The organism is Streptomyces sp. yr375 (genome assembly GCF_900110755.1).
GTDB lineage: Bacteria > Actinomycetota > Actinomycetes > Streptomycetales > Streptomycetaceae > Streptomyces.
This window is the reverse complement of record NZ_FOFF01000022.1, coordinates 46,294-71,097: the sequence shown is the minus strand read 5'-3', so window position 1 is coordinate 71,097 and position 24,804 is coordinate 46,294. Positions and strand designations below refer to the sequence as shown.

At 72.4% G+C, this 24,804-nt stretch carries 18 protein-coding genes; 5 read left to right on the top strand and 13 right to left on the bottom strand.

All coding sequences use genetic code 11. From position 1 onward, the window contains the following. The first annotated feature begins 103 nt into the window (after nucleotides 1-103). Nucleotides 104-820 (top strand): MBL fold metallo-hydrolase, encoded by a 717-nt coding sequence (locus tag BMZ82_RS22035; RefSeq protein WP_093778377.1) that lies wholly within the window; start codon nucleotides 104-106, stop codon nucleotides 818-820. Nucleotides 821-851: 31 nt separating this feature from the next. Further along, entirely contained in the window at nucleotides 852-1,658 is an 807-nt protein-coding gene (locus BMZ82_RS22030; RefSeq protein ID WP_093778375.1) for a DUF3097 domain-containing protein, read from the top strand. 28 nt (nucleotides 1,659-1,686) lie between these two features. On the opposite strand, the gene hemW is transcribed toward BMZ82_RS22030, so the two are convergent. After that, entirely contained in the window at nucleotides 1,687-2,919 is a 1,233-nt protein-coding gene (hemW, locus tag BMZ82_RS22025; protein ID WP_093778501.1) for a radical SAM family heme chaperone HemW, read from the bottom strand. A 157-nt stretch (nucleotides 2,920-3,076) separates the two neighbouring features. Here hemW and BMZ82_RS22020 point away from each other — a divergent pair, with 157 nt between their 5' ends. Next, nucleotides 3,077-3,844: a L,D-transpeptidase gene (locus BMZ82_RS22020; RefSeq protein ID WP_256252043.1), complete on the top strand. Its 768-nt coding sequence runs from the start codon at nucleotides 3,077-3,079 to the stop codon at nucleotides 3,842-3,844. Here BMZ82_RS22020 and BMZ82_RS22015 read toward each other — a convergent pair. Beyond that, nucleotides 3,759-4,931 carry a Dyp-type peroxidase gene (locus BMZ82_RS22015; RefSeq protein WP_256252042.1) on the bottom strand — a complete coding sequence of 391 codons (1,173 nt, stop codon included), beginning with the start codon at nucleotides 4,929-4,931 and terminating at the stop codon, nucleotides 3,759-3,761. The two genes, BMZ82_RS22020 and BMZ82_RS22015, sit on opposite strands and share 86 nt — an antisense overlap. A gap of 23 nt (nucleotides 4,932-4,954) precedes the next feature. Between BMZ82_RS22015 and BMZ82_RS22010 the strand changes: the two genes are divergently transcribed. Further along, nucleotides 4,955-6,397, top strand: coding sequence for a right-handed parallel beta-helix repeat-containing protein (locus BMZ82_RS22010; RefSeq protein ID WP_256252041.1), 1,443 nt, complete (start codon nucleotides 4,955-4,957; stop codon nucleotides 6,395-6,397). 14 nt (nucleotides 6,398-6,411) lie between these two features. Here BMZ82_RS22010 and BMZ82_RS22005 read toward each other — a convergent pair whose 3' ends face one another. From BMZ82_RS22005 to lepA, 5 genes are all read right to left on the bottom strand, one after another. Then, the gene (locus BMZ82_RS22005; protein WP_093778371.1) at nucleotides 6,412-7,194 is read right to left on the bottom strand and encodes a hypothetical protein; all 783 of its coding nucleotides are present in this window, start codon (nucleotides 7,192-7,194) and stop codon (nucleotides 6,412-6,414) included. A 96-nt stretch (nucleotides 7,195-7,290) separates the two neighbouring features. Continuing rightward, entirely contained in the window at nucleotides 7,291-10,317 is a 3,027-nt protein-coding gene (locus BMZ82_RS22000) for an SdrD B-like domain-containing protein (protein WP_256252040.1), read from the bottom strand. Nucleotides 10,318-10,432: 115 nt separating this feature from the next. Beyond that, nucleotides 10,433-12,454, bottom strand: a complete 2,022-nt coding sequence (locus BMZ82_RS21995) for a SpoIIE family protein phosphatase (protein WP_177244599.1) — start codon at nucleotides 12,452-12,454, stop codon at nucleotides 10,433-10,435. Nucleotides 12,455-12,679: 225 nt separating this feature from the next. Beyond that, complete coding sequence (locus tag BMZ82_RS21990) at nucleotides 12,680-14,557, bottom strand: AMP-dependent synthetase/ligase (protein WP_093778367.1); 1,878 nt, start codon at nucleotides 14,555-14,557, stop codon at nucleotides 12,680-12,682. Nucleotides 14,558-14,789: 232 nt separating this feature from the next. After that, nucleotides 14,790-16,658, bottom strand: a complete 1,869-nt coding sequence (gene lepA / locus BMZ82_RS21985) for a translation elongation factor 4 (protein WP_093778366.1) — start codon at nucleotides 16,656-16,658, stop codon at nucleotides 14,790-14,792. A gap of 196 nt (nucleotides 16,659-16,854) precedes the next feature. On the opposite strand from lepA, the gene rpsT reads away from it, so the two are divergent. Next, nucleotides 16,855-17,121, top strand: a complete 267-nt coding sequence (gene rpsT, locus BMZ82_RS21980) for a 30S ribosomal protein S20 (RefSeq protein WP_093778364.1) — start codon at nucleotides 16,855-16,857, stop codon at nucleotides 17,119-17,121. 249 nt (nucleotides 17,122-17,370) lie between these two features. On the opposite strand, the gene BMZ82_RS21975 is transcribed toward rpsT, so the two are convergent. From BMZ82_RS21975 to BMZ82_RS21950, 6 genes are all read right to left on the bottom strand, one after another. Beyond that, complete coding sequence (locus BMZ82_RS21975) at nucleotides 17,371-17,766, bottom strand: nuclear transport factor 2 family protein (protein WP_093778493.1); 396 nt, start codon at nucleotides 17,764-17,766, stop codon at nucleotides 17,371-17,373. A 584-nt stretch (nucleotides 17,767-18,350) separates the two neighbouring features. Continuing rightward, the gene (gene holA / locus BMZ82_RS21970; protein WP_218159041.1) at nucleotides 18,351-19,340 is read right to left on the bottom strand and encodes a DNA polymerase III subunit delta; all 990 of its coding nucleotides are present in this window, start codon (nucleotides 19,338-19,340) and stop codon (nucleotides 18,351-18,353) included. Nucleotides 19,341-19,394: 54 nt separating this feature from the next. Further along, nucleotides 19,395-19,640 carry a hypothetical protein gene (locus tag BMZ82_RS21965; RefSeq protein WP_093778360.1) on the bottom strand — a complete coding sequence of 82 codons (246 nt, stop codon included), beginning with the start codon at nucleotides 19,638-19,640 and terminating at the stop codon, nucleotides 19,395-19,397. Between the two features lie 42 nt (nucleotides 19,641-19,682). Beyond that, nucleotides 19,683-20,576 carry a YceI family protein gene (locus BMZ82_RS21960; RefSeq protein ID WP_093778358.1) on the bottom strand — a complete coding sequence of 298 codons (894 nt, stop codon included), beginning with the start codon at nucleotides 20,574-20,576 and terminating at the stop codon, nucleotides 19,683-19,685. A gap of 331 nt (nucleotides 20,577-20,907) precedes the next feature. Beyond that, nucleotides 20,908-23,496, bottom strand: coding sequence for a ComEC/Rec2 family competence protein (locus BMZ82_RS21955; protein WP_093778491.1), 2,589 nt, complete (start codon nucleotides 23,494-23,496; stop codon nucleotides 20,908-20,910). Nucleotides 23,497-23,567: 71 nt separating this feature from the next. Then, nucleotides 23,568-24,695: a ComEA family DNA-binding protein gene (locus BMZ82_RS21950; protein ID WP_093778356.1), complete on the bottom strand. Its 1,128-nt coding sequence runs from the start codon at nucleotides 24,693-24,695 to the stop codon at nucleotides 23,568-23,570. Nucleotides 24,696-24,804 lie beyond the last annotated feature (109 nt).

Below are 24,804 nucleotides of genomic sequence, written 5' to 3'. Positions count from 1 at the left end.
CTTCACAGCCGAGTGCCAGCGTTCCCCGGCCCAGTGTACGGCCGTGGGGTGCGCCGAGGGCAAGGTCGGTCCATCGCGGGCGTGCTACGACTAGCGTCGCCGTATGACGGTGACTTGGGAAGAGCTCGGGTGGGAGCGGGTCGCGGCCGGGGTCGGGCGGTGCCGGCTGCCGGGCTGGGACTGCACGGCGGGGCTGGTCGTCGGGGCGGGCGCGGTGCTCATGATCGACGCGGGGTCGAGCCTCGCGGAGGGGGCGCTGCTGCGGGCGCGGGCCGAGAAGCTGACCGGCGGGCGTGTGACCCATCTCGCGCTCACCCACCCCCACTTCGACCATGTCCTCGGCGCCGCGGCGTTCGCGGGCGCGGAGGTCTTCGGGGCGGTGGGCGTCGACACCGTACCGGCCGAGGAGCTGCGGGCGGACGCGGTCCGCAACGGTCTGGACGCGACGGCGGCCGAGGAGGCGGCGGACGCGCTCGTGCGGCCCCGGCACCTGGTCTGCGGCGAGTGGACCCTCGACCTGGGCGGCGGCCGGCAGGTCCTGCTGGCGAACATCGGCCCCGGCCACACCGCGCACGACCTGGTGGTCGTGGTCCCGGGCCCGCCCCCGACGGTCTTCTGCGGCGACCTGGTCGAGGAGTCCGGCGAACCGCAGGCCGGCCCCGACGCCGTCCCGGCCCGCTGGCCGGCCGCCCTCGACCGGCTCCTCGAACTCGGCGGCGAGGACGCGCGGTACGTGCCCGGTCACGGCGCGGTGGTCGACGCGGCGTTCGTCCGGGCCCAGCGGGACGCGCTGGCGGCCCGTTTCGGCGTGTCGCACTGATCGTGTACCGGTTTCTCCTATCGTCATCCGAATGCGCTCGTACTCCGCCGACCTGACCCCGCCGTGGAAGAAGCCGAAGCCCGTCCCCGAGGTGGCGGCGGATCCCGGCCTGGTGGTGGAGGAGCCCGGTACCGGGTTCTGCGGCGCGGTGATCCGCTGCGAGGCGGGCACGGTGACCCTGGAGGACCGCTTCGGCAAACACCGCGTCTTCCCGCTGGAGCCGCGCGGCTTCCTCCTTGAGGGGCGGGTGGTGACCCTCGTCAGACCGGCCTCCGGATCACCGGTACGTCCCACCCGTACCGCCTCCGGTTCGGTCGCCGTCCCCGGCGCACGCGCGCGGGTCGCGCGCGCCGGGCGCATCTACGTCGAGGGCCGACACGACGCCGAGCTCGTCGAGAAGGTGTGGGGCGACGACCTGCGGGTCGAGGGCGTGGTCGTGGAGTACCTGGAGGGCGTGGACGACCTGCCGTCGATCGTCGCCGAGTTCGCGCCGGGCCCGGACGCGCGGCTGGGCGTCCTGGTGGACCACCTCGTCCCCGGTACGAAGGAGTGGCGCATCGCGCAGGCCGTGACCAGCGAACACGCCCTCGTCGTCGGGCACCCGTACATCGACGTCTGGGAGGCCGTGAAGCCGTCCGCCGTGGGCATCGCCGCCTGGCCGCGCGTACCGCACGGCCAGGACTGGAAGACGGGCGTGTGCAAGGCCGTGGGCTGGCCGTCGGAGAACACCGGGGCGGTGTGGCAGGCGATCCTGAAGCGGGTGGGCTCGTACAAGGACCTGGAGCCGGAACTGCTGGGCCGCGTCGAGGAACTGATCGACTTCGTGACCGCGCCCTGAGGCCTGTCTCCGGGCACCGCCCTGGGCCTCAGTCCACCAGGTCCCGCACCACCGCGTCCGCGAGCAGCCGGCCCCGCAGGGTGAGCACGGCGCGGCCCTGGTCATAGGGGGCGGGGTCCAGAAGGCCGTCCGAAAGGGCACGTCGGGAGGCCTTGAGCCCCGCTTCCCGCAGCAGGTCCAGCGGTACGCCCTCGCGCAGCCGCAGCTCCAGCAGGATCCGCTCGACCCGGCGGTCCTCCGCCGACAGCAGCTCACGCCCCGCGCCCGGCGAACGGCCGCCCGCGAGCGCCGCCGCGTACGCGCCGGGGTGCTTGACGTTCCACCAGCGCACCCCGCCGACGTGCGAGTGGGCTCCCGGTCCGGCGCCCCACCAGTCGGCGCCGCGCCAGTACAGCTCGTTGTGCAGGCAGCGGCCCGCGGCCGAGGTGGCCCAGTTGGAGACCTCGTACCAGTCGTAGCCCGCCGCCGACATCACCTCGTCCGCGATCAGGTAGCGGTCGGCGTGGACGTCGTCGTCGGTCATAGGGACCTCGCCGCGGCGGATCCGGCGGGCGAGCTGCGTGCCCTCCTCGACGATCAGCGCGTACGCCGAGACGTGGTCGGGGCCCGCGCCCAGCGCCGCGTCCAGCGAGGCCCGCCAGTCGTCGTCGGACTCGCCCGGGGTGCCGTAGATCAGGTCCAGGTTGACGTGGTCGAAGCCCGCCGCACGGGCCTCCGCGACGCAGGCCTCGGGGCGGCCGGGGGTGTGGGTGCGGTCGAGGATCTTCAGGACGTGCTGCCGGGCGCTCTGCATGCCGAAGGAGATCCGGTTGAAGCCGCCCTCGCGGAGAGTCGCCAGATATTCGGGGTCGACGGACTCGGGGTTCGCCTCCGTCGTCACCTCCGCGTCCGCCGCGAGGCCGAACTCGTCGCGGATCGCGCCCAGCATCCGTACGAGGTCGGAGGCGGCCAGCAGGGTCGGCGTGCCGCCGCCGACGAAGACCGTGCGGACCTCGCGCGGGTCGTCGCCGAGCACCTTGCGGGCGAGCCGGACCTCGTCGATCAGGGTGTCGGCGTAGTTGTCGCGGGAGGCGAGGACCCCGCCGGTGCCGCGCAGCTCGGTGGCGGTGTAGGTGTTGAAGTCGCAGTAGCCGCAGCGGGTCGCGCAGTACGGGACGTGCAGGTAGAACCCGAGGGGGCGGTCGGCCGCGCCCGCGAGGGCGTGCGCGGGGAGCGCGCCGTCGTCGGGGACCGGCTCACCGTCGGGGAGTGCGGAAGGCATGCCGTCCATTGTCCCGTACGTCTGTCCCGGGCGTCGCCGGTGCCGGATGGCGCAGTCCGGGCCGCGCCCCGGGCCGCCGTCCCGTTTGCTGGAACCTGTGAGACGACCTCGAAGACCCCGAAGACCCCGAACAACCGTCGTCGCCGCAGTCGCCGGAGTGGCCCTCACCCTCGCCCTCACGGCATCATCCCCAGCCGCGACTGCCACCTCTGCCGCACCCTGCACGACCCCCACCGGCCCCTACCAGCGCGAGCTGGAACGGCATCTGCTGCTGCCGGTCGACGGGCGGCAGTCGGCGGCCGACTGCGAGGCGATCCTCGCCTTCCAGACCCGCAACGGCGTCCGGCCCGCCGACGGGTACGCCGGGCTCGCCTCGTACCGGACGATGCTGGTCGTCGAGGCGCGGCCGGACCCGAACGCGGCGGGCCGCTGTCCCGTGCGCGACCACCGGGTGGCCTGTGTGGATCTGGACCGGCAGTTGATGTGGGTGCAGGACGGGCGGCGGGTGGTGTTCGCGCCGGTGCCGGTGCGCTCCGGCCGGGACGGCTACGAGACCCGCACCGGATGGCACTCCGTGTACTGGCGTGACCTCGACCACCACTCCGACCTGTACGACGACGCGCCCATGCCGTACTCCCAGTTCTTCAGCGACGGCCAGGCCTTCCACGGCACGCTCACCGACCTGTTCCAGGGCGGCTCGCACGGCTGCGTCAACCTGCGGCTCGACGACGCGCGACGGTTGTGGAACACCCTGGAGGAGGACGACGCGGTGTACGTCTGGGGCACCAAACCCGGCACCGAACGCACCCTCAGGCCGACCGCCCTCAGTCCGAGCAGCCTCAGGCCAGCAGCTCCGCGCCCAGCGGCCGTCCCGGACGCGCCCCCGGCAGGACGTACGCCACCGCCGAGCCCCGCGCTTCGGTGAACCCGCTCAGCTCGTCCCGCGCGGCCATCCGCCGCTGCACCCGGGTGAACAGCGCCGGGTCCCGCATGAAGGCGAGGAACAGCAGGCCCTGGTCGGTGGGGCCGTCGGCGTAGGAGTAGCCGCGGCGCAGCATCCGAGCGCCCCCGTCGAGGCGCGGGCTGGCGGCGCGCACGTGGGAGCCCAGCGGGGTGACGTACCGGCCCTGCGGGGTCTTGGCGAAGATGTCGACGTCGGCGCTTTCGGGGCCGCCGTCCAGCGGGCCGCCGGACGCCCGGCGGCGGCCGACGATCTCCTCCTGGCGCCGCACGGCGAGCCGCGCGAAGTCCTCGACCCGCAGGTGGATACGGCGTACGACGAGGTAGGTGGCGTCGTCCGACCACACCCAGCGTTCGCACTCCTGGCGGGTCGGGTTGGCGGAGCCGTCCTTGAAGCCGAACAGGTTGCGCGGGGTGCCGCCCGCGTCGGGGGCCGGCGGCACGAAGCCTGCCTGGCGCCAGCGCGGGAACAGGGTGTCCCCGGCCAGCCGGGTCAGGGTCGCGGCGGCCGGCTCGGTGGCGTCGGCGGTGTCGGCGCGGAGCTGGAGCAGCAGGTCGCCGCCGCAGCGGGCGGGGTCGAGGCGGTCGCCGGGGAAGGCGGGCAGGTCGCGCAGGGCGGCGGGGGCGGGGAGGCCGAGGCGGGCGGGCAGTGCGGGGCCGATGCCGAGGGTGGCGGTGAGCCGGGCGGCGCGGGAGCCTTCCGCCTCCAGCGTCCTGGCCAGGGCGCGCGTCCACGCCTCCAGCACCGCTTTCAGCGCCCGCGCGCCCGTCGCGCCGCGCAGGGCGGGGTCGAGGTCGTAGGCGAGGAGCAGCGCGGTGGCCTGCTGCGGGGTGGTGACTCCGGCCTGGCGTGCGCCGTAGAAGCCGGGGGCGGGGGTGCCGGGGGCACCGGGGCCGTGGGCGTCTGCCTGCGGATCGCCGTCGCGGGTACGGCCGGTCATGGTCGCGGTCGCGGTCAGCCCGAGGCCCACGCCCGCGCCCGCGCCCGCACCGGCGATCAGGACGCGTCGACGAGTGGGCGTGTCATATACGACATTCGTTGCCTTCGGCACGAACGGGACGATACATCTGCGGAGTGCGACCGAACCGCTTCCCCCGCCCCGTCCGCCAGTTCGCGCCCCTCTCAGCCCTACTCCCCGCCTTCCTCCCGGCCGTCGTCCTGGCCGTCCTCACCGCTCTGGCCGCCTCGCTGCTCGTGTCCTGCGCGCCCGGTGGCTCGTCGCCGGGACGCGCGGGCGGGTCGGCCGGCGCGGCCCTCGTCCGGGTCCCGCAGGACGCCGCGTCCGTGCAGCAGGCCGTCGACCGGGTCCGCCCGGGCGGCCTGGTGCTCGTCTCGCCCGGCGTGTACCGGGAGAGCGTCACGGTGACCAAGTCGCGGGTCGTCGTGCGCGGCACCGACCGCTCGACGGTCGTCGTGGACGGCGAGTTCCGGCGGCCCAACGGCATCACCGTCACCGGCGCGGGCGGGGTCGTGGAGAACCTGACCGTGCGCAACCACCTCGCCAACGGCGTGCTGTTCACCGGTGTGACCGACGAGCGGCTCCAGTCGGGCGGTGCGGGCGGCTCCGGGTACGACCCGCTGGACACCGTCAGATTCCCGCCCCTGAACGGCTTCCGGGCCTCCTACGTCACCGCCTACGACAACGCCCTGTACGGCATCTACGCCTTCGACACCCGGGCCGGCGTCATCGAGCACTCCTACGCCTCCGGACAGGCCGACTCCGGTATCTACGTCGGCCAGTGCCGGCCCTGCGACACCGTGGTGCGGCACAACACCGTCGAGCACAACGCGGTGGGCCTGGAGGTCACCAACGCCTCCGAAGGGCTGTACCTGCTGGGCAACCGCGCCTCCCACAACCGGGTCGGCCTCACCCTCAACTCCAACGACCTGGAGGCGCTGGGGCCGCAGCACGGCGCGGTGATCGCCGGGAACACGTTCACCGACAACAACGACGACCGCAGTCCCGAGCAGGCCGAGGGCGGCTTCGGCATCGGGATCGGCGCGGGCGGCGGCCGGGACAACGTCATCGAACGCAACCTGATCCGCGGCAACCGGGCGGCGGGGGTGCTGCTCAGCGACGTGCAGGGCTACCCGGCGCAGGGCAACACCGTGCGCGCCAACCGGATCGACTCCAACGGCACCGACCTGGTGCTGGCCACCGGCGCCCCGGCCGGCAACTGCTTCGCCGACAACACCGCCGACGGCGGGCCCGGCGACGGGACCGGCCCGAGCAGCAGTCCCGCCGGACTGCCTCAACTGGCGCCCTGCGGACACGCCGCCCAACCCACGCACCCGGCCACGGCACCGGCACCGGTACCCGCCGAGCCCGGCAGCGGCCGGCCCCCGCTCGGCCGCGCCCGCCCCGTCCAGGCACCCCCGGGCATCTCCTTCCAGGACGTCCCCGCACCGCACGCCCAGCCCGGCCGCCCCGGCTCCCCGACCGCCGCCCCACGCCCCGCGACCGGCCTGCCGGGCCCCATCGACCCGGCGGCCTTCCCCCTCCCGAGACTCCCGTAACTCCTGAGGTCCAACTAGCCTTCCCTTCCCACCAGTTGATGCTTCCATGGCACCTCGGGCACCTTGCCCGGGACCTTCCCGGCGGTGATGTCGACGGTCACGCTCCGGCCCGGGCCGAGGTCCGCGGTGACGCGGCGGAGGGTGCCGTCGGCGTCGATCCAGTACGTCAGCGGGGAGCGGCCGACCGGCGGCGCGCCGCCGCTCGCGGGCCGTGGCCGGGGTCCGCTGAAGACGCCGTAGGAGCGGCCGTCGATCCGCTCCTCGCGCAGCCACAACGGGCCCGACTGCGCGAGGAGTTGGGCGTTGTCGGGCCGGTCGGCGGCCAGGGAGAGCGCCAGCCGCAGCCCGACGTCGAGCGGGTCACGTGTGATCCTTCGCCGCGTCCACTGCCGCTCCCCGACCGCCCGCACGGCCCGCAGCACGTCCCCCGGGGCACCCGGCGCGCCACCCCTACGGGCAACCCCGACGTCCGCGAGGTCCCAGGCCAGCAGCCCCCGCGTCCCCGCCGTCCGGTACTCCCCCACGGCCCGGTGTGCCCGCTGGTCGACGACGGCGGTGACCACGACCGTGCCGCCGGGGGCGACCGAGCGGACGGTGACGGCGGACGGGCTCGCCCGGTACGCGTGGAAGCGGGCCAGCGCCATCCGCTGGGCCTCGTCGGAGGTCAGGGGACGAGGACCGACGGGGTCGCCGGGCCCGCCGGACCAGGCCACGAGAGCGGCCGTCACACCGCCCACGACCCCGCCCAGGACCCCACCCGCGATCAGGAACTTCTTCAGTGACACCGCGATACGCATGCCACGTCTCTACAGGCGGGCGGGCCGCCCACCGGTCGATCCCGATGGGCGGCCCGCCCGTTTCACTCCCGTGGAGCCGTCAGCCCCGCGAGCGCCTCAGCACTTGCCCTTGCACGGCTCGCCCCGCTCGTTGGCGATCCGTACGACCAGCCCGTCGCCCTGCGCGGCATTGCTCGGGGTCAGCCCGTAGGGGCCGGTGACGGGCTTCTTCGGGAGGACGTAGCCCTCGGGGACGTCCGTCTCCACCAGGTAGTACGTGCCGATCCGCAGCGCGCCGAACGAGCACCGGCCGTCGCGGTCGGAGACGCAGTCGTCCACCCGCGTGTCCTTCTCGTCGCCGCGGAGCTGGAGCCCGGGCGTGCCGTTGGAGTCCTGCCACAGCTCGAACACCGCGCCGCCGAGCGGCCGGTGGGTCTTGCCGTCGCTCTTGGCGACCGTCAGACCGAGCGCCTTGACCAGACCGGCGTCCAGGGTGAGGTCCTGGCGGTGGTCCGGGCCGAGGGTGACGGGCGGCGAGCAGCCGGTCGCCGGGTCGACGACCGAGTCGTCGCCGGACTTCCCGGCGTCCTGCCTGGTCCACAGGTAGCGGCCGGGCGGCCTGACGAAGCAGACCTGGTAGTCGCCGTCGGGCAGCGCGTCGAAGAGGTACCGGCCGGCGGCGTCGGTCTTCGTGGTCCTGACGACCCGGCCGGTCGCCGGGTCGACCAGCTTGACGGTGACGTCCTTCGCGCCGGGCTCGCCCGGGTCCTGGACGCCGTCGCCGTCGGTGTCGTGCCAGACGAGGTCGCCGAGTCGGTCGACCGGGCCGACGAGTCCGGCGTCGAGGTCGTGGTCGACGTGACCGGGGTCGCCGACCCGGGCCGTGGTGTGGCCGCCGGAATCCACCTTGGAGTTGACGGTGTCGTCGGTGCCGACGTTCGCCTTCGTCCATTTCAGCTCGTTGAGCGCCGGGGAGCCGGGCAGCCTGGCCGGGTCGATGCCGTCGTAGTCGAAGTGGAGTTTGTAGGACGTGTTCGGCTTCAGCCCCTGCTCGGTGCCGAAGTAGTACTCGCCGTTCGCGTCGGTGGTGGCGCCGACCGAGGTGCCGTCGGCGCGGACGAGGGTGACGAGCACGCCGGGGACGGGCGGCTCGGACGGGTCCTGGACGCCGTTGCCGTCGCTGTCGTACCAGACCCGGTTGCCGATCTGGACGGGCGCCTGGTCGCAGACGAGTTCCAGGTCGGCGAGCCCGTTGGCCTTGCCGAAGAGGTCGGCGCGGGTGGCGGCGTCCTGGTTCCAGGTCTGCTGGACGAGGAGGTTGCCCTCCGTGACGCCGGTCTCGGAGTTCCAGCGGCGCACGCCCTGCTGGTAGGCGTCGAACGGGTCGTAGGCCGTGCTGAACAGCTTGCCGCGGTACGGCTGGAGGACCGTGCCGCCCTCGGTGATCTGGTCGTGGCGGGCGTCGGACAGGTCGGTGAGGTCCTGATAGAACTCGCCGCCGCCCGGGCCGAGCTCGTTGTCCTTGCCCGCGCCGGTCAGCGCGCCGCACGTGGCGTTGTTCTCCAGCGTGAACGCCGTGCCGGACGCGCACACCCGCAGGACGTCGCCCGCCGCGATGCCGGTGACGAGTTGGCTGCCGGTCGCCGCGCCGAAGGCGTAGGTCGCGGTGCCCTGCATGTCGCCGAAGCGGTCCCGGAAGCCGAGCACCAGGTCGCCGTCGTCGGCGATCTCGATGTTGGACAGGATCGGCTGCGGCGCGCTCACGAAGGAGTGCGACTCACGGCCGGGGACCCGCTGGTTCCAGGCCTCCCAGTCCGCGCTCATCACCTGGCCGACGGTGGTCGCGTCGGTGCACCGGTAGGGCGCCGGGTTGGGCACCGGGTTCGGCAGGAAGCGGTAGGCGCAGCCGCGCGGGTAGTTCATCGCGGTGCCGAACAGGTGGGTGAACGTCCCGGCCTTGAACTCGTAGACGTGCGAGGTCACCTTCGACGGGTCGCCCCAGAGGGCGGTGCCGGTCACGGTGTTCTCCGCGCCGCACACCCCGCCGACCAGCACGCGCTTGCCGCGCACGCCAATGCCGTACGGGTGCCAGTCGCCGGCGCAGTCGGCCGGCCGCGGCACGGGGTACGCGGTGGCGGGGCCCGCCGTGACGGCGTCGCCGGCGCCCTGGAGGGGCACGGCGTAGAGGCTGGAGTCGTCGAGGTCGACGGCGTAGAGCGTTTTGCCGTCGCCGGAGACGTCGACGTCGCCGATGCCCTCGCGGCCGACCTTGCCGTAGACCGCGTCGTCGTGCAGCCAGTTGTCGGCCGGGTTGTGCGCGGTGAGCGTGCCCGGCAGGGTGACGAAGGGCGTCACCGCGTCGCTGCCGCGGTTGTAGCGGAAGATCGTGTTGGTGTTGCCGGCCGCCTTGTACGCCGTGTGCCGCTTGACCAGCGTGCCCAGGTAGGTGTTGCCGGTGCGGTCGACGCCGATGCCGAACACGGACTGCTGCGCCGTGTTGTCGGTGAGGTCGGTGACCGTGCCGCCCGGGGTGGCGTTCGAGAAGTCCCCGGCGAAGCTCACCAGCCCCTTGAAGCCGGTCGCGTCGCCCTTGGCGAGGTTGCAGGTGACCAGCTCCGGGTTGGCCTGGCAGTACGCGTCCGGCTCCCAGAAACCGGTCGTGTACGTGACGTCCGTACCGCCCCGGACGTCGACGAAACCGACGTTCGCGCGGATGACGTCGGGGCCGGAGCCGAGGCCCGCGACGGCCTCGGACAGGTTGTCCGGGTCCGGGTTCGCGACCCTGACCCGGTATCTGCCGCCGGTGAGCGGCGAGGACGCCGCGTCGAACACGACGGTGCCGTCCGCGCCGGTCGTCCCCGGCAGCACGGTGCCCGCGTCGTCGGTCAGCGTGACCCGTACACCGGCCAGCCCCGGCTCCAGCACCCTGTCGTACGCGCCGTCCGCGTCCACCTCGGTGACGACGCGCACGGTCACCCTGCCGTCGCCGGTGCCCGCGGGTCGCGCGTGCGCCGCCGCCGGGGGCAGACCGCCGGCGAGCGCGCCCGCCGACAGCAGCGCCAGACTGATCCCGCCCAGCCCGGTCGCCCTCCAGTTACTGCGCAGCCTTCGGTCCGGTCTTCTGTGCAGCCTTCGGTGCAGCACTCTTTCCTCGTCTCGTACGGCCGGCCCCCACGGGTCATGTATAGAAGAGGTAAAGGTGTACTAATCGGACGATCGCGATTAATCAGGCGGATGGATGATCACGAACGCCGCCGTCCTACTCCGCCTGAAGTACCAGCAGCGCCAGGTCGTCCTCCGGGGGCAGCTCCCCGAAGTCGTGCACCAGCCCCCGGATCCGCTCCGCGATCAGCTCCGCGTCGAGCCCGGCGCAGCCCGCCAGCGCGGTGGCGAGACCGTCCTCGTCGTCGAACTGCCGCAGGCCCGAACGCCGTTCCGTCACCCCGTCGGTGACGCACAGCAGGCTGTCGCCGGGCCGCAGCTCCAGGCTGTCGCAGGTGTACGTGACGTCCTCGATGACCCCGAGGAGCGTCTGCGGGTGCGCGGCCGTGGCGACCGAGCCGTCCGGTCCGAGCAGCAGCGGCAGCGGGTGGCCGGCGGAGGCGAGGGTGCAGCGGACGCCGCCCTCGAAGGGGGCCAGTTCGCCGTAGAGGAGGGAGAGGAAGCGGGTCTGCGGGCCGTCGGCCGGGCCGGCGGGGCCGACGAAGGCGCGGGCGGCGGCGTCGGCGGCCTCGGTCGCGTCGTCGAGGAGGAGGTGGTTGAGGCGGTCCAGGACGTCGGCGACGCCGTAGCCCTCGCGGGCCAGCAGCCGCAGCCAGGGCCGGGCGAGACCGATGACGACGGCCGCCTCCGGACCCTTGCCCTGCACGTCCCCGATCGCGAAGCACCAGCGGCCGTCGCCCGCCGGGAACAGGTCGTAGAAGTCGCCGCTCGGCCCGCCCTGCTCACGTGGCTCGTGGACGAGGGCGCTGCGCACCCCGGGGATCTGCGCGACCGCGCCGGGCAGCAGCCCGCGCTGGAGTACGGCGCTGATCGTGACCTGGCGGGCGTACTGGCGGGCCGCGCCGATGGCCAGCGCCACCCGGCGGCCCAGATCCTCCACGAGCCCGGTGACCTCGTCGGGGAAGGCCCGCAGCCCGGCCCGCCCGATGACCAGCGTGCCCAGCGGCCGGCCCCCGGCGATCAGCCGGTAGGCGAGGGCCGCACCCCGCGCCCCGAGCACCGCGCAGGGCCAGGGGAACGGCTCGGGCCCGGAGTGCGGACCATGCAGGCCGTGCATGCCGTGCATGCCGTGCAGCCCCTGCACCCCGTGCGGACCGCCGTCCGACGGATACAACGGATACGACGAACCCGGCGGACCCGGCGGTCCGGGCGGATCCTTCTCCAGCGCCCGGCGCAGCTCCTCGATGCGGTTCTCGCTGCTGTGCAGGACCCGGGCCAGCCGCGGCCCCGGCCCACCGGCCCACTCACCGCGCCCGCTGACCTCGTCCTCCAGCCACACCGCGCACCAGTCGGCGAGCCGCGGCACCAGCAACTGGCCGGTCAGCGCGGCCACCAGATCCTCGTCCAACTGCCCGGCGAGCAGATCGGAGGCCTCGGCGAGGAAGGACAGGGCACCCCGGTCGAGCCACTCCTGCGGCTCGGGGGCGAGGGCTTCGAGGAGACCGGGGGCGGGGCCCGAGAGATCGGAGGGGTTCAAGCTGTCCGACGGGTTCAAGTGGCCCGAGGTGTCCGGGTGTTCGGGCCCGTCGCCAAGGTCGTCGTCGCAGGGCTCGGCGGTCGCCGGCAGGCGCGCCCAGACCGTCTTCGTGCCCCTGCGGTACGTCACCCCCCAGGCGTCGGCGAGCCCGGCGACCATCCGCAGCCCGCGCCCGTACTCCGGTGTCTCGTAGGGCGCTTCGGGGGTGCCGTCGCGCGGGGCGCGGGAGGGGTGGTGGTCGCAGACCTCGACGACGACCGCGAGCCGGCCGCCGGGCTGCCCGGGCTCCTCCTCCAGCCGGCACCCCAGCTCGACATCGGTGCCGGCGTGCACGACGGCGTTGGTGACCAGCTCGCTGACGACGAGCGTCGCGTCCTGCGTGAGGCGCTCGCCGAGGGTCTCCGCACCGGGCAGCGGCAGCCCTGCCCACTCCGTCAGCGCGGCGCGGACCAGGTCGCGGGCCGCGCCGGGCGCGAGGGGGCTGCCGGCCAGCTTCGCGCTCGCGCACGGGAGCCCGCCCGGGCGCGCGGGCGCACCACCGGCCCGGGAGGCGGTCTCCCGTTGCGTCGGAATGACCCCCATGCGCAGCTCCCCGGACGGTTCGGATGCCCACAGGGTGACAGACCGATCCCGTCCATGAGCGCTGGGTTACCGAACTGGCCCGCGAAGGGCGCGAACCGTGCTACGCGGGGGTGCGCGCGTGTACGGGTGTGCCCGATGACGCGCGTTTGAGGGACGCGATCCGAACATCCGACCCTCCGGACGCCCGGCGCGGGCCTACACCCGTGTGGCCCCCGCGCGCCCCCGCTACGCCTCGCGCGCTCCCGCGTACATCTCGTCGATGAGGTGCTTGTACTCACGCTCCACGACCGGCCGCTTCAGCTTCAGGCTCGGGGTGATCTCGCCGTGCTCGACGTCGAGGTCGCGGGGCAGCAGCCGGAACTTCTTGATGGTCTGCCAGCGCTGGAGGCCCGCGTTGAGCTGCTTGACGTAGCCGTCGATCAGCTCGACGGTCGCGGGCGCGGCGACGACGTCCGCGTACGACTTGTCGGCGAGGCCGTTCTCCTTCGCCCAGTCGAGGATCGACGGCTCGTCCAGCGCGATGAGCGCCGTGCAGAAGTTCCGGTCGGCGCCGTGCACGAGGATGTTGGAGACGTACGGGCACACCGCCTTGAACTGTCCCTCGACCTCGGCGGGCGCGATGTACTTGCCGCCGGACGTTTTGATCAGGTCCTTCTTGCGGTCGGTGATGCGCAGATAGCCGTCGGGGGACAGCTCGCCGATGTCGCCGGTGTGGAACCAGCCGTCGGCCTCCAGGACCTCGGCGGTCTTCTCGGGCAGCCCGTGATAGCCCTCCATGATGCCGGGGCCGCGCAGCAGGATCTCGCCGTCGTCGGCGATGCGCACCTCCGTGCCGGGCAGCGGCTTGCCGACGGTGCCGGTGCGGTAGGCCTCACCGGGGTTGACGAAGGAGGCGGCGGAGGACTCGGTGAGGCCGTAGCCCTCGAGGATGTGGATGCCGACGCCGGAGAAGAAGTAGCCGATCTCCGGGGCGAGCGCCGCGCTGCCGGAGACGGCCGCGCGCAGGTTCCCGCCGAACGCCTCGCGGATCTTGGCGTAGACGAGCGCGTCGGCGACCTTGTGCTTCGCGGTGAGACCGAAGGACGCGGAGGCCGTCCCGGTGCGCCGGAAGGTGTCCTGCGCCTCCTTGGCGTACTCCCGGGCGACCTCGGAGGCCCACTGGAAGATCTTGTACTTGGCCCCGCCGCCCGCGCGGGCCCTGGTGGCGACCCCGTTGTAGACCTTCTCGAAGATGCGCGGCACGGCCGCCATGTACGTCGGCCGGACGACCGGCAGATTCTCGATGATCTTGTCGACCCGGCCGTCGACGGCGGTGACGTGCCCGACCTCGATCTGGCCCGAGGTGAGGACCTTGCCGAAGACGTGCGCGAGCGGCAGCCACAGGTACTGCACGTCCTCGGCGCTGATCAGGCCGGTCGCGGCGATCGCCTTCGCCATGTACGACCAGTTGTCGTGCGGGAGGCGCACGCCCTTGGGGCGGCCGGTGGTGCCGGAGGTGTAGATGAGGGTGGCGAGCTGGTCCCTGGTGATCGCGCCGACCCGCTCCTTGATCAGCTCGGCGTCCTTCTCCAGCCGGGCCGCGCCGCGCTTCTCCAGCTCGTCGAGGGTGAGGATCCAGTCCTCGCCGGTGTCCACCCCTGCCGGGTCGATCACGATCACATGGGTGAGGGCGGGCAGGTCGGCGCGCTTCTCGACCGCCTTGGCGAGCTGGGCGGCGTCCTCGGCGATCAGGATGCGGCTCTCGGAGTCCGAGAGGATGAACGCCGACTCGTCCGCGTTGGTCTGCGGGTAGACGGTGGTCGTGGCGGCCCCGGCGCACATGATGCCGAGGTCGGCGAGGATCCACTCCAGCCGGGTGGCGGAGGCGAGCGCGACGCGCTGTTCCGGCTCCACGCCCAGCTCGATGAGGCCGGCCGCGATCGCGTAGACCCGCTCGGCGGCCTGCGCCCAGCTCAGCGACTTCCATTCGTCGGGGCCCTGGCCGGACGCGGCCGGCACCGGGTACCGGTACGCCTCCGCGTCGGGCGTGGCCGCCACGCGCTCCAGGAAGAGGCCCGCGACGGACGGCGGACGGTTCTCGATCAGGGTCTGTGTGTCGCTCACGACATCCTCCGGGCCCGCGGCGATGCGGCTGGCTTGTTTAACTCATGAGTAACTATCCGGGCTGGGTTCAGGTTAGAGGGCGACCGCCCGGGGCGTAAGGGGCGACAGAGGGTCACTTTCACCTGAACACAGGCACAGTTCACCTGAACACAAGCACGGGGTCCGGCACGCCGCAGCGCGCCGGACCCCGTGAACCTGCGGTCGTCCCGACTCGGACCGGTGTCCGCCCCGGCTACTTCTTGCCCTTGCCCGAGCCCGCGTTCTCGTCGCTGCTCAGGACGGCGATGAAGGCCTCCTGCGGAACCTCCACGGAACCGACCATCTTCATCCGCTTCTTGCCTTCCTTCTGCTTCTCCAGCAGCTTCCGCTTCCGGGAGATGTCACCGCCGTAGCACTTGGCGAGGACGTCCTTGCGGATGGCGCGGATGGTCTCGCGGGCGATGACCCGCGACCCGATGGCCGCCTGGATCGGCACCTCGAAGGCCTGCCGCGGGATCAGCTCGCGCAGCTTGGCGACGAGCCGCACACCGTAGGCGTACGCCGCGTCCTTGTGGGTGACGGCGGAGAACGCGTCGACCTTGTCGCCGTGCAGCAGGATGTCGACCTTGACCAGGCTGGAGGCCTGCTCGCCGGTGGGCTCGTAGTCCAGCGAGGCGTAGCCGCGGGTCTTGGACTTGAGCTGGTCGAAGAAGTCGAAGACGATCTCCGCGAGCGGCAGCGTGTAGCGGATCTCGACCCGGTCCTCGGACAGGTAGTCCATGCCGAGCAGGGTGCCGCGCCGGGTCTGGCACAGCTCCATGATCGACCCGATGAACTCGGAGGGCGCGAGGATCGTGGCGCGTACGACGGGCTCGTACACGTCGTCGATCTTCCCCTCGGGGAACTCGCTCGGGTTGGTCACCGTGTGCTCCGAGCCGTCCTCCATGACGACGCGGTAGACCACGTTGGGCGCGGTGGCGATCAGGTCGAGCCCGAACTCGCGCTCCAGCCGCTCCCGGATCACGTCGAGGTGCAGCAGGCCGAGGAAGCCGACGCGGAAACCGAAGCCGAGGGCGGCGGAGGTCTCCGGCTCGTAGACCAGCGCCGCGTCGTTGAGCTGGAGCTTGTCGAGGGCGTCGCGCAGCTCGGGGTAGTCGGAGCCGTCCAGCGGATACAGGCCCGAGAAGACCATCGGCTTGGGGTCCTTGTACCCGCCGAGCGCCTCGGTCGCGCCCTTGTGCAGGGTGGTGATGGTGTCACCGACCTTGGACTGACGGACGTCCTTCACACCGGTGATCAGATAACCGACCTCGCCGACCCCGAGGCCGTCGGCCGCCTTCATCTCGGGGGACGAGACACCGATCTCCAGCAGCTCGTGCGTGGCCCCGGTGGACATCATCCGGATCCGCTCGCGCTTGTTGAGCTGCCCGTCGATGACACGCACGTACGTCACGACACCGCGATACGAGTCGTACACCGAGTCGAAGATCATGGCCCGCGCGGGAGCGTCGTGGACGCCGACCGGGGCGGGGACCTCGGCGACGACCTTGTCGAGCAGCGCCTCGACGCCCAGACCCGTCTTCGCGGAGACCTTGAGGACGTCCTCGGGGTCGCAGCCGATGAGGTTGGCGAGCTCCTCGGAGAACTTCTCCGGCTGCGCGGCCGGCAGGTCGATCTTGTTCAGTACGGGGATGATCTTGAGGTCGTTCTCCATCGCCAGGTAGAGGTTGGCGAGGGTCTGCGCCTCGATGCCCTGAGCCGCGTCGACGAGCAGGACGGTCCCCTCGCAGGCCGCGAGCGACCGCGAGACCTCGTACGTGAAGTCGACGTGCCCCGGGGTGTCGATCATGTTGAGGATGTGCGTGTTGCCGGGCTCGTGGGTCGGAGCCCAGGGCAGCCGCACGGCCTGGGACTTGATCGTGATGCCGCGCTCGCGCTCGATGTCCATCCGGTCGAGATACTGAGCACGCATCTGCCGCTGGTCGACCACGCCGGTGAGCTGGAGCATGCGGTCGGCGAGCGTGGACTTGCCGTGGTCGATGTGCGCGATGATGCAGAAATTGCGGATCTGAGCCGAGGGGGTACGGCTCGGCTCGGGCACATTCTTAGGGGTCGCGGGCACGCAGGGTCCTGATTCTTGAGATATCCGCAGGGTCAGCGGCTCGGGTCGGATCGATACGTAGGCTCCATGGTCCCACGGGCGGCGACCGGGGACCGGTTTGGGCCACTCGCCGGGCCGCTGGTAGTCTGGCTAGCTGTGTCTCGTGCCCTCTCAGCGTGAGGCACATCGGAAACCTGAAATAGAAGAGGCTTACTTCGTGGCGAACATCAAGTCCCAGATCAAGCGGAACAAGACCAACGAGAAGGCTCGGCTGCGCAACAAGGCCGTCAAGTCGTCTCTGAAGACCGCGGTCCGCAAGGCCCGTGAGGCCGCTGCCGCGGGTGACGTCGAGAAGGCCACCGAGTACCAGCGCGCTGCCGCGCGTCAGCTCGACAAGGCCGTCTCGAAGGGCGTCATCCACAAGAACCAGGCCGCCAACAAGAAGTCGGCGCTTGCTTCCAAGGTCGAGTCCCTCAAGGGCTGAGCTCTTCGCCGAGTTCTTCGGTGAGTTCTTCAACTGATCTGAACTGATCTGATCGCCGGAGGGGTCCAGCGGGCCCTCTCTCTCCGCTCCCGTCCGGCACCCTCGAGCCTGTGCGCGACTGCGTTCGCCACGCGGGTACGGGCTCACACCAGCTTGATCAGCGTGAACCGGAGGCCCCGGTGCCGCCCTTCCCAAGGGCGACACCGGGGCCTCCGGCATGCTCCGGATGCCCTGATGGGTTGCGCGGGCTCACGCCCAGAACTCGTTGGCCTTGTCGATGTCCGCGACGCACTCGTCGAGGTCGGTCATCTTGTCTCCGACGATCCGGAACACGATGCCGCCCGTGTCGTCGATGTGCTTGCCGTTGCGGTCGGCGACGAAGCGGTGCAGGGAGACCGCGTGCCCGCGGCCGTCGACGAGTACGTTCTGCAACTCGACGCGCATCGAGCCGCCCGTCTCCGAGAAGAGCCGACCGTACATGTCGATGATGGCGTCGAGGCCCTTGAAGTCCCCGGAGAGCGAGTGCGAACCGGGCACGTGGTGCGTACAGTCCCCCGTCATCATTCCGCGCAGAGTGTCCATGTCTCCGCGCGTGAAGGCCTCGTATCCCTTACGGACGAGCAGTGCGTGCGGGTGTTCAGCCATGTCGATCGCCACCTTTCGCATGCGTCGGCCCTGTGCGGCCGCTAGGACCGATTCTCCTCCCCGACGGGGGAACGGCGACTGGATCACCCCCTCCCAAGGGCGACTGGACCAACCCCCCAGGGGCGACCGGATCACCTCGCAGGAGGGCACCAGGGGGGCACCTTCGGAAACCCTGGGGAAGCCCGCCCTGATGGCCCGGGGTAAACCTGCCCTGAAGGGTTGTCCGGGGAGAGCCCCGGGGAGGCCTGCCCTGAGAAGGGTTGCCCCGGAAAAGCCCCGGCGAGGCCCGCCCAGCCAGCGCCGGGAAGGCCCCCACCCTGGGAAGCCCGAAGAGCCCCGGAGAGCCCCGGGAAGGCCCGCCCTGAAGGGTTGCCCCGGAAAAGCCCCAGGGAGGCCCGCCCTGAGAAGGCTTGCCCTGGAAAAGCCCCGGGGAGGCCGCGCCCCGCCCGCGCCGGGAAGCCCCCGCCTTGGGAAGCCCCGCCGAGCCCCGAGCCCCGAGTGCCGAGCCCGGGCCCGGGCCCGGGCCCGGGCCCGGGCCCCGAGAAGGGTTGCTGTCGGGCTGCTGCCGGGCGGCCCTCGGGTTGCTATCCGCGGCCCCCGGAGCGGGCCGCCCGTGCGACCGCCACGACGGCCTTCTCGAGGGCGTACTCGGGGTCGTCGCCCCCGCCCTTCACTCCGGCGTCCGCCTCGGCGACGGCCCGCAGCGCGACGGAGACGCCGTCCGGCGTCCACCCCCGCATCTGCTGCCGCACCCGGTCGATCTTCCACGGCGGCATGCCCAGCTCCCGCGCGAGGTCGGCCGGCCGGCCGCCGCGCGCGGAGGACAGCTTGCCGATGGCCCGTACGCCCTGGGCGAGCGCGCTGGTGATCAGCACCGGCGCGACGCCGGTGGCCAGCGACCAGCGCAGCGCCTCCAGCGCCTCCGCAGCGCGCCCCTCCACCGCCCGGTCGGCGACGGTGAAGCTCGACGCCTCGGCCCGCCCCGTGTAGTACCGCCCGACGACCGCCTCGTCGATGGTCCCTTCAACGTCGGCGACCAACTGGGTCACCGCCGACGCCAGCTCCCGCAGATCGCTGCCGATGGCGTCGACGAGCGCCTGGCAGGCCTCGGGCGTCGCGGACCGCCCGGTCGCCCGGAACTCCTGTCTCGTGAAAGCCAGCCGATCGGCCGGCTTGGTCATCTTCGGGCACGCCACCTCGCGCGCCCCCGCCTTGCGTGCCGCGTCCAGCAGCGCCTTGCCCTTGACCCCGCCGGCGTGCAGCAGCACGAGCGTGATCTCCTCGGCGGGCGCCCCGAGATACGCCTTGACGTCCTTGATCGTGTCGGCGGACAGGTCATGCGCGTTGCGTACGACCACGACCTTGCGCTCCGCGAAGAGCGACGGGCTGGTCAGCTCGGCGAGCGTGCCGGGCTGCAACTGGTCCGAGGTCAGGTCACGTACGTCCGTGTCGGCGTCGGTGGCCCGGGCGGCGGCCACCACCTCCTGCACGGCACGGTCGAGCAGGAGGTCCTCCTGGCCCACGGCAAGCGTCACCGGGGCGAGAGGGTCGTCATTCGCAGTCTTCCTGGCCATTGCGCCAAGCATGGCACGGCCCACTGACAACGCGGCCCCGAGCGGCCCGCTGCCCTACGGCTCCTCCCGCCAGCCCTCCCACTCGCCCGCGAACGCGTCCAGCGCCGCCGCGTCCAGCCGCTCGTCCTCGTCGCGCACCAGGACGAGCCACTGCGCGTCCTCCGCGTCGTCCTCCCCGGCCAACGCGTCCCGGACGATCTGCGGCTCCTCGCGCACGCCGAAGCGCTCACCGAGCTCCTGCGCCGCCTCCTCCGCCGCATCGCGATCGGGCAGCACCAGCACATGTCTCACATCACTCACGGGACCATTTTCAGGCACCCGCGAGGGCGGCGGGCCGCCGGGTCAGCCCGTGGGGCCACTCTTGGGGACGATCTGCACGTCCAACTCGATACGAATACTGGGCCCGACCACCGCGATGCCCCGCGCCAGCATCGACTGCCAACTGACGGTGAAGTCGTCCCGGTGCAGTTCGGTCCGCGCCCGGCAGGCCGCCCGCACCTCGCCGCCCATGCCGTTGCCGATCCCGAGATACTCGGTGTCCAGCGTCACCGTCCGCGTCACACCGTGCAGCGACAGCGCCCCGGTGACGGCCCACCGGCTGCCGCCCTTGTGCACGAACCGCTCGCTGTAGAACTCCAGCGTCGGAAACCGCCCGACGTCCAGGAAGTCCGGCGACCGCAGATGGTCGTCCCGCATCCCGACGTTCGTGTCGATGGACGCCGCGTCGATCACCACATGCATCGCCGACTGCTCCACCCGCTCGGCGATCCGCACCGCCCCCGCGAACGAGTTGAACCGCCCGTGGACCCGGGCGAGCCCGATGTGCCGCGCGGTGAACCCGATCGAGGAATGCGTCTGCTCGATCTCCCAGTCCCCCGGCGCCGGCAGCTCCGGCGGCCGCGCGACCTGGAGCGTCACATCACCGAGCGAGGCCAGCGCGTTCTCCCCGACCGTCGCGGTCACCCGGTAGGGCGTGTACCCCTCGGCGGACACCGCGAGCCGGTACTCCCCCGCCGGCACCGTCGTCATGAACGCCCCGAAGGGATCCGTGCCGCCGCTGACGACCTTGCGCCCCCGCGCGTCGCTCACCGCGAACTCCGCGTGCGGCACCGGCTCCTTGACCGGATCGAGCACCCGGCAGCTCAACACTCCGGCGTTCGCCGGGGTATGGACGGCAGCGAGGGGACTCGTCCGCTGCACCCGGTTCGTACGGTTTTCCAGCCAACGACCCAACATCCACGACACCCCTGTGCGACTTGACACCACCTGCTGCCGAAGAAGCATTCGATCACCGATGCGGCATTCGAGGCAAGACAAGCCCACATCACGGGAAACCAGCAGATGTGCTTGTACTACGCACGAGTAGCCCCGTGTGCCCGAAATCCACCCTTCCGATCACCACCCCCGCCTCACCACTTGTACCCGGCCCGCACCATCGACACCCCCTCCAACTCATCCCCCACCCCTGCCACGAGCCCACCATCCCCTCATGACCTCGTGACCTCATGACCTCGTGACCTCGTGACCTCATGACCTCGTGACCTCGTGACCTCGTGACCTCGTGACCTCAGTCTCGTGCCACTCGTACCTCCCCGCCCGCGCCCGAGACGACCGCCAACACCCCGTCCCGGTCCGTCCGCAGTACCGTCGCCCCTCCCGCGCGCAGCGCCGCGACCGTGCTGGGTGCGGGATGCCCGTACGGGTTGTCCGCGCCGCACGAGATCAACGCCAGCCGTGGCGCCACCACGCGTATGAGCCCCGGGTCCTGATAGGCCGACCCATGATGCGCCACCTTGAGGACGTCCACTCCACGCAGCGACGCGGCCGCCGGGGAACGCAACAGGGCTTGCTGGGCCGGGGGTTCGAGGTCGCCGAGCAGCAGCATCCGCAGCCCGGCCGACCGCACGAGCAGCGTCACGCTCGCGTCGTTCGGCCCGTCCGGTTCCGGCGCGGGGCGCGGTGGCGGCCACAGCACCTCCCAGTCGAGAGCACCGACCCGCCGCCGCTCCCCGGCCACGGCACGCATCACGGGAACGCCCCGCGCCTGGGCCTCCTTGCGTACGAACTCCACCTGGTCCACCGGCTCCTCGAACCCCGTCGTCTCGATCGCCCCCACCTCTCGTCCCCGCAGCACCCCCGGCAGTCCGGCCACGTGGTCGGCGTGGAAGTGGGTGAGCACGACGAGCGGCACCCGGGTGATGCCGAGCGCGCGCAGGCAACGGTCGACCGGCGTCGGATCCGGCCCGGCGTCCACCACCACGCCGGTTCCCTCACCAGCCGCGAGGACGGTCGCGTCGCCCTGCCCCACATCGCACATCGCCAGCCGCCACCCTGGCGGCGGCCAGCCTGTGAGCACCCGAGTCAGCGGCGGCGGCTGCACCACCGCCAGCAGAAGCAGCACCCCGCAGACCCCGCACAGCCACGGATGCCTCAACAAGCGCCGCCCGAGCAGCACGACCCCGGCTGTGACAAGGGCGAGCAACAGCGCCCCACCCCAACTCCCGGGCCAGTCCACTCCCCCGCCAGGCAGCGCCGCCCCGGTCCGCGCCACGCCCGCGATCCACCCGGCCGGCCAACTCGCGCACCACGCCAGCGCCTTGGCCACCGGCATCGCCACGGGCGCCGTCGCCAGCACCGCGAAACCCAGCACCGTCGCCGGCGCGACCGCGAACTCCACAAGCAGATTGCAGGGCACCGCCACCAGACTCACCCGCGCCGACAGCACGGCGACGACCGGCGCACACAGCGCCTGCGCGGCTCCCGCCGCCGCCAACGCCTCCGCGAGCCGCGGCGGCACCCGGCGCCTTCGCAGCGCGGCACTCCAACGCGGCGCCAGCGTCAGCAGGGCCCCGGTGGCCAGGACGGACAGCAGGAACCCGTAACTCCGGGCCAGCCACGGGTCGTACAGCACGAGCAGCAGCACCGCTGTCGCCAGCGCCGGGATGAGGGATCTGCGGCGGCCGGTCGCCAGGGCGAGCAGCACGATCGCTCCACAGGCCGCGGCGCGCAGCACACTCGGGTCGGGCCGGCACACCACCACGAATCCGAGCGTGAGCGCTCCGCCGAGCAGCGCGGTCGCTCGCAGGGGGACGCCGAGACGGGGTGCCAGGCCGCGGCGCTCGACATGCTGGGCCAGCCCGGGCGGGCCCAGGAGCAGGGCGAGGATGATCGTGAGGTTGCTCCCGGAAACGGCGAGGGTGTGTGCGAGATCCGTCTCCTTGAAGGCCTCGTCCAGCTCGGGCGTGATCCGCGAGGTGTCCCCGACGACCAGCCCCGGCAACAGCGCCCTGGCATCCGCCGACAGTCCGTCGGTGGCCGCCCGCAGTCCGGTCCGCAACCGCCCCGCCAACCGCTGCGCAGCCGACGGTTCCCGCACGACCGACGGCACCGCGCGATCCCGCACCCGCAACACAGCCGCGATCCGGTCCCCACCGGCCAACGCAGGCACCAACCGCCCGCTCACCCGCACCCGAGCCGACGGCAACAACCCCAGCCACGCCCCGCCCCCGAACGGCTCCCGCTTCCTCCCGCTGAGCGCCGCACGCCGCCCACCCGCGCCCCCGCTCGACCCGACGTCCACGACCACCAGCACCGGGGTGCGCGTGGCCACCGCCGTCCCGGTCGTCCCCGTGGTCCCGGCCGCCCCTACGACACTTCGCACCTCCGCGTTGATCAGGACGGAGTCCGGGGTCACGTGGTCGCCTCTGACACGGGGCCGGGTGAGCCGCGGGTCGGAGGTGATCTCGACCTCGGCGGTGACGTTCGCGTACTCCCGTGCCAACGTCGGCACCGGCCCCCGACGCAGATCGGCCCCGTGCAACCCGGCCGACGCGGCAGCCGCGGCCACACAGAGCAACGAGGCGGCGACGGTGACACGGGCCCAGACCTTCCGGCCACCACCGGGCGGAACGCCGGGCCGATCACCGGGCCGATCACCGAAAGACCGCAAGCCGCCCATGCCACGCCCCACGATCAGCAGAGCACCGGCGGTCATCAGGCAGACGATCACGATGCCGCCGACCAGCCCCGGCGGCGCGTCCAACGTCAGCGCCGCCGTCGCCCAGGCCGCGAGCGCGGGCAGTACGAGCCGTAGGTCCACCGGCCCTTCCTGACGCGGGTTCGCATCCCCCAGACGCCTCCCGGAAGCCGCGTGCACGGCTTGCCGGACACCGGAACCAGACGCGGCCCGAACATCGACGGCCGCAGCGTGTTCGCTGCCCCCGCTCCTCATGGCCGCACGAGGTTCCGCAGGTCGGCGAAGCGCCGCTCGCCGATGCCGTTGACCTCGCGCAGTTCGTCCACCGACCGGAAACCGCCGTGCTGCGCGCGGTAGTCGACGATGTGCTGCGCCAACACGGGCCCCACACCGGGCAAGGTGTCGAGTTGATCCACGGTGGCCGTGTTGAGAGACACAGGAACCGGCGGCCCAGCCCCCACGCCGGCACCGGCCGAACCCACTGTCCCCGTTCCCGCACCCGTACCAGCAGCCCCGCCCGGCGCGGGGCCGCCGACCACGACCTGCTCCCCGTCCACAAGGAAGCGGGCGCGATTGAGACCGTCGGTGTTGGTCCCCGGCCGCACTCCACCGGCCGCGCCCAACGCGTCGACCACCCGTGAACCAGCGGGAAGGCGGTGAATCCCGGGCTTCCGCACCTTGCCACTGACGTCCACCACGATCTCGGGCCCGGCGGTGCTCCCCATACCCGGCGGGCCGACGGAACCGGGGGGTTCGGCACCCCGGCTCTGCTCACCCGCTTCGAAAGGGGCCGCGGCTCGCACCACCTCAGGCGCCCGTACCGGCTGGGCCCGGCCGACCCAGAAGTGCTGTACGGCGAAGGCAGCGGCGGCGAGCAGCAGCACCGTGAGCGCGAGCACGCTCCTGCGTTCCAGGCCGCAGCGCGCCTGCAACCACACCGGCATCCGCTCCCGCAGAGCCAGCCCCGCCCGCTCCTGCCAGGCCCCGGCGGCACGAGCAGACTTCCCCTCACGATCCTCACCGAGGCCGTGGCCCGGGCCAAGTTCGAAGTCGCCATCGACGTCCACATCGACACCCACACCGACGTCGACCCGCCGCTCACCCGCCCCACCGACCCCACCACCCCCGTCACCCCCACCCGGCGGCCCCATCCCCAACTCCCGCCGCTCCCGGTCCCGTTCCCGCTCGTCCTCCCGTTCTCGTTCCCGCTCGGCGAACAACACCCGCGCCCGACGACGGACTTCCTCCGCCGAGGCATGCCGGTGTCCGGCCCGGCCGGCGCCAGGTGGACGGAGACGGTGGGAGCGGCCGTCCGAGCCGGGAAACCGGCCGGGGCCGCTGGTCGCGTTCGTGCTGCGTGAGCGTGATCGAAGTGCCATGCGACGAGCATCGGACACTTCACCGAACCGCGATGATCTTGCTCAATTTCCGGGGATTACCGCCCAGTTGTGGATAACTCCGCCACCCACACGAGTGAGGGAACCCAGG

Excerpts from the sequence above, each read along its gene's own strand:
- BMZ82_RS22035 (WP_093778377.1), top strand. The coding sequence starts at position 104 with ATGACGGTGACTTGGGAAGAGCTCGGGTGGGAGCGGGTCGCGGCCGGG.
- BMZ82_RS22030 (WP_093778375.1), top strand. The coding sequence starts at position 852 with ATGCGCTCGTACTCCGCCGACCTGACCCCGCCGTGGAAGAAGCCGAAG.
- hemW (WP_093778501.1), bottom strand. The coding sequence starts at position 2,919 with ATGCCTTCCGCACTCCCCGACGGTGAGCCGGTCCCCGACGACGGCGCG.
- BMZ82_RS22005 (WP_093778371.1), bottom strand. The coding sequence starts at position 7,194 with ATGCGTATCGCGGTGTCACTGAAGAAGTTCCTGATCGCGGGTGGGGTC.
- BMZ82_RS21995 (WP_177244599.1), bottom strand. The coding sequence starts at position 12,454 with ATGGGGGTCATTCCGACGCAACGGGAGACCGCCTCCCGGGCCGGTGGT.
- BMZ82_RS21975 (WP_093778493.1), bottom strand. The coding sequence starts at position 17,766 with ATGGCTGAACACCCGCACGCACTGCTCGTCCGTAAGGGATACGAGGCC.
- holA (WP_218159041.1), bottom strand. The coding sequence starts at position 19,340 with ATGGCCAGGAAGACTGCGAATGACGACCCTCTCGCCCCGGTGACGCTT.
- BMZ82_RS21960 (WP_093778358.1), bottom strand. The coding sequence starts at position 20,576 with ATGTTGGGTCGTTGGCTGGAAAACCGTACGAACCGGGTGCAGCGGACG.
- BMZ82_RS21950 (WP_093778356.1), bottom strand. The coding sequence starts at position 24,695 with ATGGCACTTCGATCACGCTCACGCAGCACGAACGCGACCAGCGGCCCC.